Annotated in this window: 17 protein-coding genes; 13 read left to right on the top strand and 4 right to left on the bottom strand. The window is 66.2% G+C overall.

Annotation, left to right across the window (positions count from 1 at the left end; genetic code table 11):
• The first annotated feature begins 76 nt into the window (after window positions 1–76).
• From ABIC76_RS08175 to ABIC76_RS08165, 3 genes are all read left to right on the top strand, one after another.
• Window positions 77–670 carry a cytochrome b/b6 domain-containing protein gene (locus ABIC76_RS08175; RefSeq protein ID WP_354533650.1) on the top strand — a complete coding sequence of 198 codons (594 nt, stop codon included), beginning with the start codon at window positions 77–79 and terminating at the stop codon, window positions 668–670.
• A 2-nt stretch (window positions 671–672) separates the two neighbouring features.
• The gene (locus tag ABIC76_RS08170) at window positions 673–1,464 is read left to right on the top strand and encodes a molybdopterin-dependent oxidoreductase (protein WP_354533649.1); all 792 of its coding nucleotides are present in this window, start codon (window positions 673–675) and stop codon (window positions 1,462–1,464) included.
• Window positions 1,465–1,541: 77 nt separating this feature from the next.
• Complete coding sequence (locus ABIC76_RS08165) at window positions 1,542–2,156, top strand: hypothetical protein (protein WP_354533648.1); 615 nt, start codon at window positions 1,542–1,544, stop codon at window positions 2,154–2,156.
• A 90-nt stretch (window positions 2,157–2,246) separates the two neighbouring features.
• Here the strand turns inward: ABIC76_RS08165 and ABIC76_RS08160 are convergent, their stop codons facing one another.
• On the bottom strand, window positions 2,247–2,996 hold the full coding sequence (locus ABIC76_RS08160) for an SDR family oxidoreductase (RefSeq protein WP_354533647.1): 750 nt from the start codon (window positions 2,994–2,996) through the stop codon (window positions 2,247–2,249).
• A 189-nt stretch (window positions 2,997–3,185) separates the two neighbouring features.
• On the opposite strand from ABIC76_RS08160, the gene ABIC76_RS08155 reads away from it, so the two are divergent.
• Window positions 3,186–4,103 carry a LysR family transcriptional regulator gene (locus ABIC76_RS08155; protein WP_354533646.1) on the top strand — a complete coding sequence of 306 codons (918 nt, stop codon included), beginning with the start codon at window positions 3,186–3,188 and terminating at the stop codon, window positions 4,101–4,103.
• Window positions 4,104–4,467: 364 nt separating this feature from the next.
• Here ABIC76_RS08155 and ABIC76_RS08150 read toward each other — a convergent pair whose 3' ends face one another.
• On the bottom strand, window positions 4,468–5,835 hold the full coding sequence (locus ABIC76_RS08150; protein WP_354533645.1) for a sensor domain-containing diguanylate cyclase: 1,368 nt from the start codon (window positions 5,833–5,835) through the stop codon (window positions 4,468–4,470).
• 255 nt (window positions 5,836–6,090) lie between these two features.
• Here ABIC76_RS08150 and ABIC76_RS08145 point away from each other — a divergent pair, with 255 nt between their 5' ends.
• Window positions 6,091–6,690, top strand: coding sequence for an undecaprenyl-diphosphatase (locus ABIC76_RS08145; protein ID WP_354533644.1), 600 nt, complete (start codon window positions 6,091–6,093; stop codon window positions 6,688–6,690).
• 7 nt (window positions 6,691–6,697) lie between these two features.
• Here ABIC76_RS08145 and ABIC76_RS08140 read toward each other — a convergent pair whose 3' ends face one another.
• Window positions 6,698–8,164 (bottom strand): MFS transporter, encoded by a 1,467-nt coding sequence (locus ABIC76_RS08140; RefSeq protein WP_354533643.1) that lies wholly within the window; start codon window positions 8,162–8,164, stop codon window positions 6,698–6,700.
• A 104-nt stretch (window positions 8,165–8,268) separates the two neighbouring features.
• Here ABIC76_RS08140 and ABIC76_RS08135 point away from each other — a divergent pair, with 104 nt between their 5' ends.
• The 4 genes from ABIC76_RS08135 to ABIC76_RS08120 all read left to right on the top strand — a co-directional run bounded on the left by ABIC76_RS08135 (window position 8,269) and on the right by ABIC76_RS08120 (window position 11,344).
• Window positions 8,269–8,877, top strand: coding sequence for a TetR/AcrR family transcriptional regulator (locus ABIC76_RS08135; RefSeq protein ID WP_354533642.1), 609 nt, complete (start codon window positions 8,269–8,271; stop codon window positions 8,875–8,877).
• 132 nt (window positions 8,878–9,009) lie between these two features.
• The gene (locus ABIC76_RS08130; RefSeq protein WP_102063905.1) at window positions 9,010–9,597 is read left to right on the top strand and encodes a hypothetical protein; all 588 of its coding nucleotides are present in this window, start codon (window positions 9,010–9,012) and stop codon (window positions 9,595–9,597) included.
• Window positions 9,598–9,614: 17 nt separating this feature from the next.
• On the top strand, window positions 9,615–10,541 hold the full coding sequence (locus ABIC76_RS08125) for a S1C family serine protease (protein WP_354533641.1): 927 nt from the start codon (window positions 9,615–9,617) through the stop codon (window positions 10,539–10,541).
• A 104-nt stretch (window positions 10,542–10,645) separates the two neighbouring features.
• Window positions 10,646–11,344: a response regulator gene (locus tag ABIC76_RS08120; RefSeq protein ID WP_354533640.1), complete on the top strand. Its 699-nt coding sequence runs from the start codon at window positions 10,646–10,648 to the stop codon at window positions 11,342–11,344.
• A 91-nt stretch (window positions 11,345–11,435) separates the two neighbouring features.
• On the opposite strand, the gene ABIC76_RS08115 is transcribed toward ABIC76_RS08120, so the two are convergent.
• Window positions 11,436–11,924, bottom strand: a complete 489-nt coding sequence (locus tag ABIC76_RS08115; protein ID WP_102063907.1) for a MarR family winged helix-turn-helix transcriptional regulator — start codon at window positions 11,922–11,924, stop codon at window positions 11,436–11,438.
• A 281-nt stretch (window positions 11,925–12,205) separates the two neighbouring features.
• Between ABIC76_RS08115 and ABIC76_RS08110 the strand changes: the two genes are divergently transcribed.
• From ABIC76_RS08110 to ABIC76_RS08095, 4 genes are all read left to right on the top strand, one after another.
• On the top strand, window positions 12,206–12,994 hold the full coding sequence (locus ABIC76_RS08110; protein ID WP_354533639.1) for an SDR family NAD(P)-dependent oxidoreductase: 789 nt from the start codon (window positions 12,206–12,208) through the stop codon (window positions 12,992–12,994).
• A gap of 197 nt (window positions 12,995–13,191) precedes the next feature.
• Window positions 13,192–13,419 (top strand): hypothetical protein, encoded by a 228-nt coding sequence (locus ABIC76_RS08105; RefSeq protein ID WP_354533638.1) that lies wholly within the window; start codon window positions 13,192–13,194, stop codon window positions 13,417–13,419.
• A 119-nt stretch (window positions 13,420–13,538) separates the two neighbouring features.
• Window positions 13,539–16,316 carry a bifunctional glycoside hydrolase/polysaccharide deacetylase family protein gene (locus ABIC76_RS08100; protein WP_354533637.1) on the top strand — a complete coding sequence of 926 codons (2,778 nt, stop codon included), beginning with the start codon at window positions 13,539–13,541 and terminating at the stop codon, window positions 16,314–16,316.
• 121 nt (window positions 16,317–16,437) lie between these two features.
• Window positions 16,438–18,426, top strand: a complete 1,989-nt coding sequence (locus ABIC76_RS08095; RefSeq protein ID WP_354533636.1) for a methyl-accepting chemotaxis protein — start codon at window positions 16,438–16,440, stop codon at window positions 18,424–18,426.
• Window positions 18,427–18,488: the final 62 nt, after the last annotated feature.

Here is an 18,488-nt window from a genome sequence, read left to right as displayed (position 1 = left end):
GTGCGCCGGAGGCGATCCTTCTTCCCACGCCAATGCACCACGGTTCAACGCTTGGCGATGTTACGAGGACGTGTCTTTGAAACGGTCACCAATTCATCCCGCCTGGGTGCGCATCTTCCACTGGATCAATGCCGCCGCCGCGATCGCCATGTGCCTGAGCGGCTGGCAGGTCTACGATGCATCGCCGGTCTTCCCGGCCATCACGTTTGCGCCGTCCATCACGCTGGGCGGCTGGCTCGGCGGTGCGCTGCTTTGGCACTTCGCGGTCATGTGGGTCCTGGCGGCCAACCTGATCGCCTACCTCGTCCTGGGCGTGGCGACGGGGCGGTTGCGCAGCAGGCTGTTCCCCATTGGCGTGCGTGCCATCGTCACCGACACGCTTGCAGCGCTGCGGGGCAGGCTCAGTCACGGCGATGCTAGCCAGTACAACGCCGTGCAAAAGCTGGCGTACCTGGTCGTGATTGTCGATATCGTGCTGTTGGTGCTGTCGGGGCTGGCCATCTGGAAGCCGGTGCAGTTGCCGGTTCTGAGGACGTTGATGGGCGGTTTCGACAACGCCCGCGTCGTGCACTTCTTCGCGATGTGCGTGCTGGTCGGCTTCTTCATCGTGCATGTCGTGATGGTCGCGCTTGTGCCGCGCTCGCTGCTGACGATGATTCGGGGGCGCTGATCATGACCACACCAAAACGTTTCCTGACGACCACCCGCACCTTGTCGCTCGACGCGCCATCCATCGTCAAAGACGCGCAAAAGGAACTCGCTTCATCGCAGCGCCGCCTGTTCGGCAAGCGCATGCTGACGCTGGGCGGCTTGATGCTGCTCTCGGGCTGCGACCTGACGAACGACGCGTCGGTCAATGGCATGCTGCGCAAGCTCTCTTCGTTCAACGACGACGCCCAAGCGTTGCTCTTCGATCCGCGCAAGCTGGCGCCGACGTATCCGGAATCGATGATCGCGCGCCCGTTTCCGTTCAATGCGTACTACGACATCGACCAGGTGCCGGAAATCGACGCATCGAGCTATCGCCTCGAACTCAACGGCCGCGTGCAGGGCAGGCGCGTATGGACGTTGGATGCACTGCGCGCGCTGCCGCAACAGAGCCAGGTGACGCGCCACATCTGCATCGAGGGATGGAGCGCCATCGGCAAGTGGGGCGGTGTGCGGTTCGCCGATTTCCTTCGGTACGCCGGTGCGGACACCACCGCCAAATATGTCGCCCTCCATTGCGCCGACAACTACTGGACGAGCATCGACATGCCGACGGCGCTGCACCCGCAGACGCTGCTCACGTTGACGTACGACGGCGGCATCCTGCCCGCGAAATACGGCTTCCCGATGAAGCTGCGCATTCCGACCAAGCTCGGATACAAGAACCCGAAACATATCGTCGCCATCACCGTGACGAACACATTCCCCGGCGGCTACTGGGAGAACCAGGGATACAACTGGTTTGGCGGATCCTGAAGCCACAAGCCTGCTGACCTGCGCCGGCTGCCTACGCCGGTAAAACCGTGAAACACAACCGAACTCAAGGAGTCTCCATGTCCATCCGACGCCAACTCGCCGTTTCCGTTGCGGCGCTGACACTCGCGGGCGCCGCGCTCGCCCAATCGCCCGCCGCAAAACCCGAACGGATCCGCGGCGAGATCGTCTCGTTTTCTGACAACAGCCTGAAAGTGCATCGCCGCAGCGGTGATACCGTGCTGATCAACGTCGACCCCGCCGCCAACCTGAACGCGGTGAAAGCCATTCAGCTTTCGGACATCAAGCCGGGCTCATACGTTGGCGCTGCAGCCATGCCGGGCGCGGACGGCAAGTTGACGGCGAAGGAAGTGCTCGTCTTTCCGGAAGCGGCGCGCGGCATGGGTGAAGGCCACTACGCCTGGGATCTCGGTGCAAAGAGCACGATGACCAACGCCAACGTGGAATCGGTGGTCCAAGGCACGAACGGGCGCGACCTCAAACTTTCGTACAAGGGCGGCAGCAACACCATCATCGTGCCGACCAACGTGCCCGTCGTGACGCTGGTGCCGGCCACGCGCGCCGAATTGTCGGCAGGCAAGAAGGTCTTCGTGGTGGCGACGCCGGAGAAGGACGGCTCGTACAGCGGGCGCCAGATTGTGGTTGAGAAGGACGGTGTGGCGCCGCCGATGTAATCGCCAGCCGTCGGCACGCATCCCGGTGCCGACGGCGGTTCACCATCACGTCGCGGCGATCGTTTCGCCGTGCGCGAAGGCGAGGGCGCGTCAAACCTGCGCCATCCCCCCATCCACGAACAACTCGATGCCGTTGATAAAGCTGGCGGCGTCCGACGCAAGAAACGCGACAGCCTTGCCCACTTCGGCCGGCTCGCCCAGGCGGCCCAGCGGTACCTGTGCGGCGAGGAAGTCGAACAGGCCCTGGCGCGTTTCATCCGAGGCCAGGCCGCCCAGGCCGGGCGTGCGAATCGGGCCCGGGCTCACCACGTTCACACGGATACCGCGATCCTTCAGGTCCATCACCCACGAGCGGGCGAAGTTGCGTACCGCCGCCTTGCTGGCGCTGTAGACGCTGAAGTTGGCCGTGCCTTGAACGGACACCGTGGACGACGTGAGGATGATCGATGCGCCGTCGGTCAGCAGCGGCAGCGCCTTCTGCACCGTGAACAGCACGCCGCGCACGTTGGTGCCGAAGATCCGGTCGAAATGTTCTTCGGTGATGGCGCCCAGCGGCATCATGTCGCCGCCGCCGGCATTGGCGAACAGGATGTCCAGCTTGCCGGCCATCTTGGCGATCTGGGCGTAGACGGCGTCGAGGTCGGACAGTACCGATGCATCGGCGCGCAATGCGGTGGCGCCGGCGCCGATCTCTGCGACGGCGGCATCCAGTTCCGCCTGACGGCGGCCGGTGATGAATACCCGCGCGCCCTGGGCAGCGAGTTCCTTGGCGGTGCCAAGGCCGATGCCGCTGCTGCCGCCCGTGACGAGTGCGATCTTGCCTTCCAGTTGCTTGCTCATGATGTGCTCCATGTCGTGATTTCAGGTTTGGATGAATGACCTCGCGGCGGCTTGTGCCTTGCCTTGCTTTGCTTTGCGTGGCGCCGTCGCGTTGGGCATGGAGGCACTTTAGGGGCTGGAAACTTTTCGAAAAAGCGCTGCAAATAGAATTACTATCCACAGTTGTGGATAATTTGCGCGGACATTCGGATGGATCAACTCCTGACAATGCGCTCTTTTGCGCGGGTGGTGGAAGCGGGCAGCTTTACGCGGGCGGCCGATTCGCTCGACATCCCCATCGCCACCGTCAGCAAGCAGGTGCAGGAGCTGGAGGCCCACTTGGGCGTGCGCCTGCTGCAGCGGACGACACGGCGCGTGACGGTCACGCCCGAAGGCGAGGACTACTACGCCAAGAGCACGCGAATCCTGCGCGACCTCGAAGACATCGACGCGTCGTTCAGCGTCGCACGCGGGCGGCCGCGCGGGGCGTTGCGCATCGATGTCGGCGGCTCGACTGCGCGCGACGTGCTGATTCCGCTGTTGCCCGAGTTTGCTGCGCGCTATCCCGAGATCAGGATCGACCTGGGCGTATCAGACCGCTCGGTGGATCTGATCGCGGACAACGTCGACTGCGTGATTCGTGGCGGCCCGCTGGACAGCGCGTCCCTGGTCGCACGCCACCTGGGCAACGCACCCTTGATCACGTGCGCCACGCCGGGATACCTCAAGCAATACGGCACGCCGGCGTACCCCGATGAACTCAAGAATGGCCACCGGCTGGTGAGCTACGTCTTCAGCCAGACAGGTCGGGCGGTTCCGTTCCGCTTCGAGCGCGACGGCGAAAAGACCGAGATCAAGGTCGAGCACCGCATCGGCGTGAACGAAAGCAATGCGCATCTGGCCGCGTGCCTGGCGGGCCTGGGCATCGTGCAGACCTTTGGCTATGCGGCGCAAGCGCCGATCAACGACGGCGCGCTGGTCGAAATCCTCAAGCCGTGGCGGCCGGCGCCTTACCCGTTTCACGTCGTCTATCCGCAGACGCGCCATGTCACGCATCGGCTGCGAGTCTTCATTGACTGGCTGGTGGAGGCGTTCCCGGCGCGGCTTGCGTGGGCACCGAAGCGGTAATCGGGCGCATGCTCGTCATTGTCGCTGTGGACATGTGGATATGTGGATAAGCACGTGAAGAACTTCAGGGACAACTGTGTTGGCTGTCCGGGGTCAGGTTGTCCACAGCACGGGAATAACTTGGGGGGTTGCCGAGAAGGTCTGGCGCGCTCTGCACGAGTCATCCACGCCACGGCACACGCTGTCCGAATGGTTGTGCAGTCCGCAAGCCGTTGACGCGAAAGCGCTTTCGGCAGCTATCCACAGAAACGGTCCACCGTTATCTACTACTACTATTTTTATATACAGAAGAAATAAAGAAGACAGCACAGACGGGGCAACGCGAACGCCCACGTGCCTGATCGTTCGACGTGCGTGACGTCTGCTACGTGAGCGCACCGGGTGCAGGCTGCGCGGTCATCACCAGATTGCGGCCCGCCGCTTTGGCGCGGTACAGCGCGGCATCGGCGGTCTCGACGAGCGTATCGATGGAGAGCGCGCCGTTGCCCGGCACGGACGTGGCGCAGCCGGCGCTGACGGTCACGTAGCGCGACGGCGCAGTTGCCTCGATGCGAAGGCGCAGCACGGCTTCACGCGCGCGTTCCGCGAGGGCTTGGGCTTCGTCTGCGTCAGTGGCGGGCAGGACGACGACGAATTCCTCACCGCCGTAGCGGGCGATGAAATCTGCCGGGCGGCGCACTACACCGGCCAGTGCATGTGCCACGGCGGCGAGGCAGGCATCACCCTTGAGGTGGCCGAAGGCGTCGTTATAGCGCTTGAAGTGGTCGACATCGACCATCACCAGCGACAGCGGCTGTCCGCTGCGTTGGGCGCCGCCGATCTGGCTGACGATCTGCTCGTTGAAGTAGGCACGGTTGTACAGCCCGGTCAGCGCATCACGCACGGACGCCTGCCGCAGCGACACGTGCGCCTCGAACAACCGCCGGTACAGCGCGGTCACTTCCCACACCAGCACGCAGACCAGCACGCCGGGCGCGAACATGCTGAACAGGCGCGCCACGTACCAGCCCACGGTAAAGCGGTCGGTGCTCAGCAGGTTGAGGGTGGTGTCGGTCAGGCAGGCCAGCGCCGCAATGGCCAGCCACACGTCGAGCACCGCGCGCAGGCGGCCGCTGGCCACCACAGTGAGCACGGCAATGGCGTTGATGGCCCACAGGACGACGGCGACAGGGTTGTCGCGATTGTTGGCATGCAGCGGCGGCGGCAGGTTGGTCAGCACGGCAAAGCTGCACAGCAGCACACCCACCACCACCGGCCCGCCGATCAGCAGCCACGCCCACAGGCTCACGCGGCCAGTGGCAATGGCGTCGCGCGAGAACCGATCGCGCATGAGCACCGCCACGATCACAAACAGCGGAAAGCCGCCGTGCCAGAACACCCACATCCAGCCCGCGCTGGTGGGGCGGGCGCCAAACAGGCCCGTCGGTGAAAACACGCCGGGGAACATCAGCAACTGGAGCGCGACCGCCAGGGCGGTAAAGGCATAGGCACCGCCCAGCGCACCGAGCATCGGCTGCCGCGTAACGATGAACTGCGCGCCCAGCAGAAACGCCGCGATGCTGGCGGTAGTGAATACCGTCAAGGCGCACATCGGCATGAAGGGGTTGATCGCCGGCCATTGCAGGCCCGCACGTGGCGCGGCCACGGCCAGCGTCAGCAGGATCAGCAGCGCGATCGCGCCGGCAAGCGTCGCCTGCCGGCGTGTGGCCCGCTGAATGAGAAAGCTGTCCATCCACCCCCCGGGGTTCGAGATTGTGCGTATCGGCCTGCTCGCGTGCCGTTTGCGCCTTTCATCATAGGCAGCGGCAGGCGGTGGGAAAAGCCTAGGCAAGGATCGAGGGGAGCGGGGACATCGCTATGGAAGGCCTAAGTCGGCCGGCCCAGGCTGATCCGCGGGCGCGTTCCAAGGAAATTGAAGGAAATGTTCCGTAGTGTGGGCCGGGCATCTCACCGTTGTTGAATCACTCGGGCCCTGGGCCGCTGCTGTATGGAATCACTCAATCACACGCTGTTTCTCTGGATCAACGCGCCGGCCGACCCTTCGGCCACCACCGTCTGGCTGGCGATGGCCTTTGCCGAATACGCGATCTGGCTGGTGCCGCTCACGCTCGTGGCCGGCTGGCTGTGGGGCGAGCCCACCACGCGGCGCCAGGCCTTGCAGACCGGCGTGGCGGCCGCGTTGGCGCTGTCGATCAACGTTGCGTTCGGGCTGGCGTGGTATCACCCCAGGCCGTTTGCGATTGGCCTGGGCACCAATCTGCTGCCGCACGCACCGGATTCGTCGTTCCCTAGCGACCACTTGACCGCGCTGTGGACCGTGGCGTTCAGCCTGATGTGGAACGCACGCCTGCGGCGCGTGGGTGTGTTGCTGGCGCTGCTCGGCGTGCCGATGGCGTGGGCGCGCATCTACCTGGGCGTGCACTACCCGTTCGACATGCTGGGCGCGGCGGCCGTGTCGGCCTTATGCGCCTGGCTGTGCAGCGGGCGCGTGGCGCATACGCTGTCGGAACCGCTGCACCGCTTCGGGCTGGCCGTGCATGGCGTGCTGCTGGCGCCCTGGGTGCGGCGCGGCTGGGTGCGCAAGTAAGCGAGGCTCAGGCGTGGCGGCGCCACGCACGCCAGAACAGCACGAACGACAGCACCGTCGCCCCCACGTTGTAGAGCGTGGCCAGCGCGAACGCGTGGCCGTAGTGCGCGGCGTGGGTGGCCGCGTCCGCCGCCACTGCGCCATCGGCCCCATCCACCTGACCGAGCAGCGAGAACAGCAGCACGCCCACCACCGTCACGCCCACCGCGTTGCCGACGGCCTGCATGGTCGTGACCGTACCGGCGCCCATGCCGGCCTGGGCGGTCTCCACGCCGCTCAGGATGGTGTTGAGCGACAACGGAATCACCATGCCCTGCCCAAAGCCGTTGAGCATCAGCGGCAGGATCAGCCAGACGGTACCCGCGCCAAGCTGCGCCATGGTGGCCAGCACGACCATGCCCACGGCGAAGATCGCCACGCCGAGCAGCAACGCGCGCTGCCCGATGCGTTCAGCCAGGCGGGGCGCCGTCAGCGAGCCGGTAAAGAACGCCATGGCGGCCGGCGTGAACACCAGCCCCGCAGCCAGCGCCGACAGGCCGCGCCCGAACTGCAGCAGGATCGTCAGCGCCAGGAAGTACGAACTGATGGCCGTGTAGAACAGGAAGATCGCCAGCACGCCCAGCACGAAGCTGCGGTTGCGGAACAGCGCCATTTCGATGATCGGGACCCGGCCCGCCGCCGACAGCGCCTGCTCCACCCGCACAAAGTGGCGGAACACCAGCAACGAGGCGAGCGGCAACACCCACGACCACCACGGCCAGCCGGATTCACGGCCTTGCATGATCGGCACCAGCAGCATCGCCAGCGCCACCGCGCCGGCCACGGCGCCATGCACGTCCAGACGGGCCGCCACCGGCGCACGCGATTCGGCCACGAAGGCCCGTGCCGCCAGTAGCGCGGCGATGCCGATCGGCACGTTCACCAGGAACACCGCGCGCCAGCCCGACACGCCGGCCGCCAGCGGATGCGCAATCAGCCAGCCGCCGATGATCTGCGACACCGACGCCGCCACGCCCTGCACGGCGCCCATGGTGCCGAACGCCCGGCGCCGCGCATCGCCGTCAAACAGCACGCGCAGCGAAGCCATCACCTGCGGCATCAGAATGGCCGCGCCCAGGCCCTGGCCGACGCGCATGGCAATCAGCATCCACGGCGTGGTTGCCAGCCCGCACAGCGCAGAGGCGAGCGTGAACAGCGCCATGCCCGCCAGAAACATGCGTTTGCGCCCGAACAGGTCGCCCAGGCGGGCGCCGTTGAGCAGGAACACCGCATACGCCGCGCTGTAGCCGACCATCACCAGCTGGATTTCGGCAAAACTGGCGTGCAGGCCTGCGCGGATGTCCGGAATCGCCACATTGACGATGAACAGGTCGAGAATGGTGACGAAGTTGCCGGTCAGCAGCGCCGCCAGCGCCGGCCAGTGCCGTTTGGCGGGGGAGGCTACGCTACCGGCCGAAAGGGATTCCGTTGACATGGAGGGATCTCGGTTATTAATATACGGTCGTACGTATACTAGAGGGCGATGGGCCCACGTCAAGGGCCGATTATGTTGACCCCACTCACCGATAGGGCATTGCCATGAACGAAACCGACGGCCGGCGCCAGCGCGGCGAACGTGCGCGCGCCCAGGTGCTCGAGCACGCCACCGCCATCGCTTCCACCGAGGGGCTGGAGGGCCTCACCATCGGCCGCGTGGCCACCGACGCGGGCGTGGGCAAGGGCAATATCCAGGTGCTCTTCGGCGACAAGGAAACGCTGCAGCTCGCCACGCTGGATGCGGGCGTCGTGCATTACCGCGCGATGGTCGTCGAACCCGCGCTTGCGCTGGAAAGCCCGCTTGCCCGCCTGCGTGCGCTGACCGACGGCTGGTTCGACTACGTGGCCAGCGGGGCATCGCCGGGTGGGTGCTTTGTCTGCGCCGCCAGCTACGAATACCGGGCCCGCCCGGGCGCGATCCAGGACCGCGTGCGCGGGCATCGCGAATCGGTCCGCGCGCGGTTTCGCGAGACGATCATCGCGGCACAGGCCGCTGGAGAATTGCGCGCCGATGTCGACGTCGATCAGCTCGTCTTCGAGATCGAATCGTTTCGCTCCAACGCCAACGTGGCGTTTCTGATGGGCGACATGGCGGTGTTCGAGCGCGCGCGCCGCAGCACGCAGGCGCGCATCGACGCGGCGCTGCCCTGAGCGGACTCCCCAAGACGACGCGCGCGTGCAACGCCCGCACGTCGCGCCGGCGCTCCCCTGGTGCCACCTTTGGTTACACTTGTGCGCAATCGCAAAAAGACACCAAGTACAAGAATCCCGGGGGGAAAGGGTATGACGAGCCGAACGATTGCTGCGGCCATCGGAATCGGGGGCGCGCTGTGGCTGACCGGCTGCGCGGCCCCTTACACGGAGCCGCCTGCCGGCGCCAAAACCGCCACGGTGGATTTTGTCCGCCCGCTGACCAGCACCAGCGCGACCATCCTTGCGTTTGACGACGCCAAGCACTGCGGCAATCCGCGCACTGCGCTCAAGCCGACCGAAGCCACGCGGCCGATTCGCGTGCTGGCCGGTGTGCCGACCGCGCTGGGCGCGAGTTTCATCCGCACCTCGGGCACGCTCATCTATCGTTGCGGCGTGTCGGTGACGTTCATCCCACAGGCCGGCAAGCAATACAAGATGACGGCCAGCTACCCGACCAGCGCGCATGTGTGCCGCGCCGGCGTGGCTGAGTCCGACGACGGCCGGTCGTGGCACGCCATCAATGCCCGCTATCGCGCCTACCGCATCAACCCGTCGTGGGGCACCGGCAGTTGCCCCGACCTGACCGATGCAGACGTGGCCTTCATGCGTGACAAGACGCGCTCCGAAGACGGCTCCACCACGCTGAGCGACCTTTCCGATTTGCTGACACCGCAATGATCTGTCGCCCAGCCTTCATGATCCGCACGTTCGCGGCCGCTGCCGCGGTACTGGCCGCGTTGCCGGCGGCCGCGCTGGAGCCGGCCGAAGTGTTCGCCAAGGTCGCTCCCAGCATCTGGGAGGTGCGCGTCACCAACGCCGACGGCCAGCCGACGGCGTTGGGCAGCGCCGTGGTGATCGGCGACGGGCTGGCCGTGACCAACTGCCACGTGCTGCGCGGCGGCAAGCAGGTCACGCTCAAGCGCGGCAACGCCAGCTTTGGCGCGCGCCTGCTGTATCCCGATGTGCAGCGCGACCTCTGCCAACTGCGCGTTGCCGATTTCCACTATCCCGCTGTCAGCATCGTCCCAAGCAGCATGCTGGTGACGGGACAGAAGGTCTACGCGATCGGCAACCCGCTCGGGTTTGACCTGACGATCAGCGAGGGATTGATCTCGTCGCTGCGGCATGACGACAACGGTGTGCTGACCGCGATCCAGACGTCGGCGGCCATCTCGCACGGCTCCAGCGGCGGCGGCCTGTTCGACAGCAATGCGCGGCTGGTCGGTATCACGTCGCGCATGGTCTCCGCGGTCTACGGGCAGAACCTGAACTTTGCCGCGCCGGCCGAGTGGATCAACGATGTGCCGGCCCGTGCGCAGAAGGCGCTGGCCGAGCGCGCTGCTGCAGCGTCGGCGGTGTCGGTGAACACGGCTTCTGCCACGACGGCGGCTGCCGCCGCGCCGCAGCCGCGCAAGCGCGGTGAGCTGGGCCCCAAATCCCAGGCCGGATTTGCGGAGTATCTGCAGAAGCCCTGGCCGAAGGTGTTCGTGGCGGCCGACGGCGATGCATTCCGCTACGCGTGGGGGCAGAACGCCGAGTTTCGCGCGATGTCGTGGTGCCAGGAACAGTATCGGAACTGTTCCGTCTACGCCCGCGACGACACCATCGTCGAAGCCAGGTAACTGGCCGTTGCAACGCGCGGAATGCTATTAAGATGTCGGGCTCCGCGGCACCTTGAAGCCCTCTTTGTGCTGCGCGCAAAACACGTCGAGAGGAGCCTGCCTACATGAACTGGACCGCGACCCGGCCGATCCGCGTGGTCGTGCTCGATGACCATGCGGTTGTCCGCCATGGTCTGGCTGCGCGCCTGAAACAGGAAGCCGACATCGAGGTTTCCGGCATGTTTGCCTCGGGCCGCGACATCGTGCGGGCGCTCAGGGACGCCACCGTGGAGGTGGACGTCCTGCTGATGGACTACTCGCTCGGGCCGACCGAGATCGATGGGCTGAACCTGATCCGCCTGATTCGCGTGCGCTACCCGGACTTGAAGATCCTGGTGGCGTCCGCGCATCACAACAAGGCGACCGTCGGCATGGTCATGCATGCCGGTGCGCGCGGATTTGTCGGCAAGGAAGAAGACCTGTCGGAACTGGTGCGCGCCATCCGTACCGTGGCCGCGGGCGGCAAGCGCCTGAATGCCGCCCTGGCGGCCGAGATGGAGCGGGATGCGCTTTCCACCGATGCGCCCGCGCCCGCCGCCAACAGCACCAAGCTGTCGGCGCTGCTCGACCGCTCCGAACTTAGCCCGCGCGAGCGCGAGGTGCTGCGCTGCTGCCTGGACGGCATGTCGGTCACGGACATTGCCGAGAAGTTCGCGCGCAGCATCAAGACGATCAGCTCGCAAAAGCAATCGGCCTTTCGCAAGCTGGGCATCCGCACCGATACCGAGCTGTTCAAGATCAAGCACGAGCTTGAGGGGCAGTGAGCGCTGAACCGCGCCCGCGCCATGCCGTGCGCGTCCGCAACGCCGTCGGCCAGCACGGCGCCGCCTGCCCAGCCGCCAACGCCTGAACCAGTCAGGCGTTATGCAGCACGCGCAGCAGCAGGTTCTCCAGCTGCTTGACCTCGGTCTGCGAAAACCCGCGCAGCAGGTGGTTCAGCACGTCGATGATCAGCGGCCGGATCTCCGGATACAGCGCACGACCCTGCTCGGTCAGCGAGACCACCACCGAGCGGCGATCCGCATCGCTGGGCGCGCGCTTGACGATGTTCTTCTTCTCGAGCCGATCGATCAGCCGCGTCATCGCGCCCGGATCGTAATGCAGCAGGCGCGAGAGTTCGGCCGGCGTGGTGGCCAGGTCTTCAGCCAGGTAGATGACGACCGTCCACTGCGCGGCCGTCAGGTCCAGCGAGGCCAGGGCACTGTCGATGTGCGTCACCAACGCGTGTCGGACTCGATGCACGAGCCGACCGATGTTGGTATCGCGGTCCATGGTGTCAAGCTGGTAGGCGCCTTCGGTGGTGCTGGCGTGGGCGGCCTCAGGTGTCTGTACGTCGATGCTCATGGTGGTGCTCCCCGTTCTGCCGGTGATCCGGCTTGTAAGGCACACCGCGTTCCCGTAACGCTGGCGTGCTTCATTGCACACTAATCGTCGCTTGCCCAGGCCGTCAAGCCGGGATCGACACCAACGCCGATCGTCAAATCTCGTTGGATACCGCTGCAAAACGATTGCGGCTGCCAAGGGGCGAGGTGCTTCGTATCATGGTTGAAACGCCGACGCCGTAACCCACGCGCACCATGTGGCGCGGCGTGCTCGTCCTCCCCCATATTCCTTTTTTGAACGCCATGAACCTCCACCTTCAGAACAAGCTTGCTCTCGTGACCGGCTCGACCAAGGGCATCGGTCATGCCATCGCTGTAGCACTGGCCGCCGAAGGCGCCCGCGTGATCGTCAACGGCCGTACCCAGGCGTCCGTGGACGACGCGATTGCGCGCCTGCGCACCGAAGTGCCCGACGCCCAGGTCGAGGGCTTTGCCGGTGACCTGTCCAATGCGGGACAGGTCGACGTGCTGCTCGGGCGCTTTCCCAAAGTCGACATCCTGATCAACAACCTGGGCATCTTCGATCCCAAGCCGTTTGAAGAAATCGACGATGCCGAATGGCAGCACTTCTTCAACGTGAACGTGCTGAGCGGCGCGCGCCTGTCCCGCGCCTACCTGCCCGGCATGCGTGCGCAGAACTGGGGCCGCATCGTGTTCATCAGCAGCGAGAGCGGCGTGCAGATTCCTGTGGAGATGATTCACTACGGCGTGACGAAGACCGCGCTGCTGGGCCTCTCGCGCGGGTTGGCCGAGCTGACTGCGGGCACGGCCATCACGGTGAATGCCGTGCTGCCGGGGCCGACGCGGTCCGAGGGCGTGGATGAGTTTGTCGAGAAGCTCTCGGGCGGCCAGAGCTTCGACGCGTTCGAGAAGACCTTCTTCGAGACGGCCCGCCCGACTTCGCTCATCAAGCGCTTTGCCAGCACGCAGGAGGTGGCCAACTTGGTCGCCTATGTCGCGAGCCCGCTGTCCTCGGCCACCACGGGTGCGGCGCTGCGCGTGGACGGCGGCGTGGTGAAGTCGGCGTTCTAGAACGCCAGCCCTGACGAACGCACCATTCCGGCGCACGGCCCCGGCTTTTACGCTGGCCGTGCCGCTGGTGCATGCCGGCGGGACCAGCCGGCAGCGTGTCTGTTCACCCGTATCGTCAAGAACGCAGACCAGCCAGACCGAGCGTGTCCTCGCCCGTGCGTTGGCGGCATTCCTTCCACACCTTCGGAGTGATTGCCATGTCCCACTGCAAAGTCTACGGAACCAAACCGGATAACGGCCCGGGCCTGCTCGCCGCGCAAGCCGCACGCGATCGCGTCAACCAGGCGCATGCCACCTGGGCAGTCACGCTTGCCTACGACAGCGGCACGACAACTGCTGTCTACACCTCCGCAGTCGCCAGCGCCGACAACCTGGAGAAGGCGTTCGAAGCGGAATTCCCGCAGTACTCGGTGGTCGGCTACTGAGCCGCGTACGCCTGCCATGCGCACCCGAGGTGCCCTGGCGGGCACGCAGCGGCCCCAAACATTGCAATCGGACGACTGCCCGACACAATAAAAGTCGGATCGACTTTTCGAGGACCGGGATGCAGGGCAGGCAGGCGGTGGGCAAGAAGCGGGTGTGGCGGTGGGCACGGCGGTGGCCCGCGTGGCTGGGCACCTGTGCGTTGGCGTGGGTGTTTGGCGTGGCGAACGCGGTCGCCCAGCAACCCGCAACGTCTTCTTCCGCTGATCCGCAGATCGCCTTCTACTACGGCCGCGATGTCCCCGTGGCTGAACTGCAAGCCTTCGATTGGGTCGTGCTGGACCCGGCCACGGCGGGCAGCTTCGATCCGAAGCAGCCATCGCCGACGCTGTGGTTCGCCCGTGTAGACCTGACGCAGCAGACCGACGCAATGCGCGCCAGCGCGTGGCCCGCCAATGTGATCGACCAGGTTTTTGCGCCGCTGCTGGCGCAAGGCTATGCGGGCTTCCTGCTGGATGGGATCGACGTGCTTCAGCACAGCGCGCCCGACGCGGGCAATCGTATTGCGGCCCTGGCCCAGGCGCTGCACGCCCGCGCGCCGCAGACCAAGCTGCTGGCCGGCGGCACGGCGTGGCTCGAGACGCTCGCACCGCGGTTGTCCGGCGTGGTGACGGCGGGGCTGGTGCGTGAGCGCACCGGCGGCGAGGGCTTGCAGGATGTGGCCGATGCCGACCGCACGGCGCGGATTGCCACGCTGCGCAACATCGGCACGCAGTACCACCTGCCTGCGGTGGCGCTCGATTACTGCCCCAACTACAACCGGGCCTGTCTGCGCGAGACCGCCAACGTGGCGCGCGCGGCGGGCGTCAGCAGCTACGCGACCACACCGGGCGCCGACTTCATCGGCATCGGCCGGCTGGAGGTGATGCCGCGCCGCATCCTGCTGGTCGAGCCGCAGGAGCCCGGCACCAGCACCAACACCGCGCCGTCGGTGCTTTATCTGGCCATGCCGATCAACTATCTCGGCTATCGTGTCGAATTTGCCGACGCCAACAAGCCGTTGCCGGCCGTCACGCCCGACCGCTATGCCGGCGTCGTCACGTGGTTCGATGGCGTTGCATCCCGGCCGGGCGCGTGGGCGTCGTGGCTTCGGCGGACGATGGGCGCCGGCGTCCGCGTGGCGATGTTCAACCAATTCGGGCTGAACATGGATGCCCCCACGGCGCAGATGTTCGATCTGCAAGCCGTGTCCGGCACGCCGGCAGGGCCGCTCGCCGTGGTCTCGCGCGATCCGATCATGGGCTTCGAGTTGCAGCCCCATCCCGACCGGCGCATGGCCGTGGGGGTACAGGTCGATTCCAGCGTGGCAGGGGCGCAGTCGCTGCTGCGGCTGTCGGCCGGGAGTTACGCCTACGACGCGGCGGCCATCATGCCGTGGGGCGGTTATGTGCTGCAGCCGTTTGCCGTGTTCCGCATGCCCGAGGTCGACCAGGCGCGCTGGGTGATCCAGCCGCTCGATTTTCTGCGCCGCGCGTTGCAGCTGCCGGCCATGCCCGTGCCCGACACCACGACGGAGAACGGCCGCAGGCTGATGACCGTGCATATCGACGGCGACGGATTTGCCTCCCGCACCGAATTCCCGCCGAGCGAGTTTTCCGGCCAAGCGCTGCTGCGCGAGATCCTGGACCGCTACAAGGTGCCGACCACCGTGTCGATCATCGAGGGCGAAGCGGCGGCCGACGGCGTGTACCCGAAGCTCACACCGCAACTCGAGCCGATCGCGCGGACCCTCTTCGCACAGCCTTACGTGGAACTGGCCAGCCACACGTTCTCGCATCCGTTCAACTGGCTGCGCACCACCAATCCGCCCGATCCGGCCTCCGCCGCAACGCCCGAGGGCAGCGACACCTCTTTCTCGTTGAGGATTCCCAACTACCGCTTCAGTTTCGACCGCGAGATCGCCGGCTCCATCCAGTACATCAACACGAAGCTGGCGCCGCCAGGCAAGCGCGTGAAGGTGCTGCTGTGGAGCGGCAACGGCCAGGTGCCGCCGATTGCCGTGCAGAAGACGGTGGAGGCCGGGGTGTTGAACATGAACGGCGGCGACACCTACATCACCCGCTCCAACCCGAGCTGGACGGCCGTGGCGCCGCTTGGCGTGGACAAAGGCGATGGCCTGTTCCAGGTCTTTGCGCCAGACCAGAACGAGAACATCTACACCAACCTCTGGCACGGCCCGTATTACGGGTTCTCGCGGGCCATCGAAACGTTCGAACTGACCGACAAGCCTTATCGCTTCAAGCCGATCGGCATCTACTACCACATGTATTCGGGCACCAAGCTGGCTTCGCTCACCGCCTTGCGGCAGGTGTACGACTGGGCGGTCGCCCAGCCGGTCATGCCGATCTACGCGTCGGACTACATCCGCAAGGTGCTCGACTTCCGCGCCATCGCCGTTGCGCGTGACGGCGATGCCTGGGTCGTGCGGGGCAATGGCGACCTGCGCACCGTGCGCTGGGCCGGCTCCGGTGTGCCGCGTCTTGCGGATGCGCGCGACGTGGCGGGCTACGCTGCCGGTCCGGGCGGCACGTATATCCACCTGACCAGCGGCTCGGCGCGCTTTGCGCTCGACAGCGGCGGCCCAACGCTGCCGTACGTGCGCGAGGCCAGCGGCCGCCTGTCGAACTGGCGGCGCAGCGCGGACGGCCGTTCGCTTTCGGTCGATGTTGCCGGCTACACGCGGCCGTTCATCCGCTTTGCCAACGCCGGACGCTGCCGCGCCACGGTGGAGGGCCGCGACGTGGGCGCCGCGCGCGGCGCTGACTGGCGCATCGAACTCGGCGCCGGCAACCCCGCCAGGCTCACGCCGCAGCATGTCGAGCTGACCTGCGACCGGTGACGTCCGGGATGGCAGACAGTTGTCTGGTTTGCCAGACAAAGCTGTTTGTAAAACGTTTGCGCTCAAGGTTTTCCCGGTCGATCCGTTGTTAACCCGACTGACGACCCCCAGGAAAAAAAGTATGAGAGCGTCTGCGCCCCTGTCCGAAGTTTCACAATCGCCAACGAGCCTTGGCACCCGTCTGGCCGTGATTGGCTTGATCGCCCTGGTGGCGGTGTTCGGCATGTTTGCCTTGGCCAACTCGCAATCGAGCCTGCGCATGCTGGAGGCCAATACGCAGTCGGCCATGCACAACCAGGAAGCCGCCATGCGCGACATGATCAGCCTGTTCGACGGCACCATGCGCACCGAGGCCGACCGCTTCCTGACTGCCTTTGCCGACGCGGCGCCCGGGCCGTACAGCGTAGATCCGGCGCAGACCGTGGAAGTGGCCGGCAAGCCGACGCCCACCTTCAAGAGCGGCGACACGGTGCTGAACCTCAACTTCACCGTGCCGGACAAGTTCTTCGCGCGCACCGGCGGCACGATCGCCACCGTGTTTGCCCGCACCGGCGACGATTTCGTGCGCGTGACCACCTCGCTCAAGAAGGAAAACGGCGAACGCGCGATCGGCACGCTGCTCGACCGCGCCCACCCGAGCTACAAGGCGCTGATGGCCGGCGAGCCGTTCCGCGGCCTGGCGTGGCTGTTTGGCGTGCCCTACATGAGCAAGTACGAGCCCGTGCGCGATGCGTCGGGCAAGGTCATCGGCGCGCTGTACGTGGGTGTGGACGTGCGCTCGGAACTGGCGCTGCTCAAGGACAAGATCCGCTCGCACGGTATCGGCAAGACGGGCGGCTATTTCGTCATCGACGGCAAGCCCGGCGCAGACCAGGGCAAGGTGCTGATCGACCATGCGCAAGACCGCGAAGGCAAGAATCTGCTCGACGCCAAGGACACCGGCGGCCAGGCCTGGGTGCGCGAGATGATCGCACGCAAGGACGGCACGCTGCGTCACGTGCTGGCCGACACGGAAGGCGGCACCGCGCGCGAGCGCCTGACCGTCTTCACGCAATATCCCGACTGGCAGCTCGTGATTGCCGGCACGGCCTACGTAGACGAACTCAACGCCGACCTGGTGGCCGCCCGCAACCGGTTCCTGCTGCTGGGGCTGGCGCTCGGCGCGCTGCTGGCCGGCGGCTTGTACTGGATGCTGCGCCGCGCCGTGAGCACGCCGCTGGCCGAGGTGGTGAACGTGGCGCAGCGTGTGGCTGCAGGCGACCTCACGCACCGCCTGCCCACCACGCGCCGCGATGAGATCGGCCAGGTCATGCGCGCCGTCAACGGCGTTGGCGACGGCCTTTCGGGCATCGTCGACAAGGTGCGCGCCAGCGCCTCCACCATCGCATCGAGCACCGGCCAGATCGCCGCCGGCAATGCCGATCTTTCCGCCCGCACCGAAGCGCAGGCTGGCAACCTGGAACGCACCGCATCCAGCATCGAGCAACTGGCCGCCACCGTGCGCCAGAACGCCGAGAGCGCCCACCATGCGCACGACATGGTGCAGTCCGCCAGCGAGGCGGCCAATGCCGGCGGCCAGACCGTCGAGCGGCTCGTCGGCACCATGTCGGGCATCCACGCCACCGCGCAGAAGATTGCCGACATCACGGGCATCATCGACGGCATCGCGTTCCAGACCAACATCCTCGCGCTGAACGCCGCCGTGGAAGCCGCCCGCGCCGGCGAACAGGGCCGGGGCTTTGCCGTCGTGGCCGGCGAGGTGCGCAGCCTCGCCCAGCGCAGTGCAGCGGCCGCCAAGGAGATCAAGGAATTGATCAGTCGCTCGGTCGAAGAAGTGCAGGCCGGTAACGAGGCCGCCCGCGGCGCCGGCGATGCCATGCAGGACATCGTGACGCGCGTGGAGCGCATCGCCGGCCTGATGGGCGAGATCAGCCACGCGTCGCGCGAGCAGTCGCAAGGCATCGAAGAGGTCAACCGCGCAGTCACGTCGATGGACGAGGTGACGCAGCAGAACGCCGCGCTGGTCGAGGAAGCGGCTGCTGCGGCCGAAAGCCTGCGCCAACAAGCCCAGGAACTGCGCGGCGCGGTGGACGTGTTCCGGCTCGCCTGAAGCGGTTTGTGGTCGGCTGAATGAGAAAAACCCGGGCCGAAACCCGGGTTTTTTGTTGACGC

This window comes from Ralstonia sp. 1138 (assembly GCF_040544795.1).
Taxonomy (GTDB): Bacteria; Pseudomonadota; Gammaproteobacteria; order Burkholderiales; family Burkholderiaceae; genus Ralstonia; species Ralstonia flatus.
Note: the sequence above shows the minus strand (reverse complement) of the source record. Positions and strands in the feature narration are given on the sequence as shown.

Bases quoted from the DNA above. Each gene is read 5' to 3' on its own strand.
- ABIC76_RS08170 (WP_354533649.1), top strand. From the start codon at position 673: ATGACCACACCAAAACGTTTCCTGACGACCACCCGCACCTTGTCGCTC.
- ABIC76_RS08165 (WP_354533648.1), top strand. From the start codon at position 1,542: ATGTCCATCCGACGCCAACTCGCCGTTTCCGTTGCGGCGCTGACACTC.
- ABIC76_RS08145 (WP_354533644.1), top strand. From the start codon at position 6,091: ATGGAATCACTCAATCACACGCTGTTTCTCTGGATCAACGCGCCGGCC.
- ABIC76_RS08135 (WP_354533642.1), top strand. From the start codon at position 8,269: ATGAACGAAACCGACGGCCGGCGCCAGCGCGGCGAACGTGCGCGCGCC.
- ABIC76_RS08115 (WP_102063907.1), bottom strand. From the start codon at position 11,924: ATGAGCATCGACGTACAGACACCTGAGGCCGCCCACGCCAGCACCACC.
- ABIC76_RS08105 (WP_354533638.1), top strand. From the start codon at position 13,192: ATGTCCCACTGCAAAGTCTACGGAACCAAACCGGATAACGGCCCGGGC.
- ABIC76_RS08120 (WP_354533640.1), top strand. From the start codon at position 10,646: ATGAACTGGACCGCGACCCGGCCGATCCGCGTGGTCGTGCTCGATGAC.
- ABIC76_RS08160 (WP_354533647.1), bottom strand. From the start codon at position 2,996: ATGAGCAAGCAACTGGAAGGCAAGATCGCACTCGTCACGGGCGGCAGC.
- ABIC76_RS08140 (WP_354533643.1), bottom strand. From the start codon at position 8,164: ATGTCAACGGAATCCCTTTCGGCCGGTAGCGTAGCCTCCCCCGCCAAA.
- ABIC76_RS08125 (WP_354533641.1), top strand. From the start codon at position 9,615: ATGATCCGCACGTTCGCGGCCGCTGCCGCGGTACTGGCCGCGTTGCCG.
- ABIC76_RS08110 (WP_354533639.1), top strand. From the start codon at position 12,206: ATGAACCTCCACCTTCAGAACAAGCTTGCTCTCGTGACCGGCTCGACC.
- ABIC76_RS08150 (WP_354533645.1), bottom strand. From the start codon at position 5,835: ATGGACAGCTTTCTCATTCAGCGGGCCACACGCCGGCAGGCGACGCTT.
- ABIC76_RS08155 (WP_354533646.1), top strand. From the start codon at position 3,186: ATGGATCAACTCCTGACAATGCGCTCTTTTGCGCGGGTGGTGGAAGCG.
- ABIC76_RS08130 (WP_102063905.1), top strand. From the start codon at position 9,010: ATGACGAGCCGAACGATTGCTGCGGCCATCGGAATCGGGGGCGCGCTG.
- ABIC76_RS08095 (WP_354533636.1), top strand. From the start codon at position 16,438: ATGAGAGCGTCTGCGCCCCTGTCCGAAGTTTCACAATCGCCAACGAGC.
- ABIC76_RS08100 (WP_354533637.1), top strand. From the start codon at position 13,539: ATGCAGGGCAGGCAGGCGGTGGGCAAGAAGCGGGTGTGGCGGTGGGCA.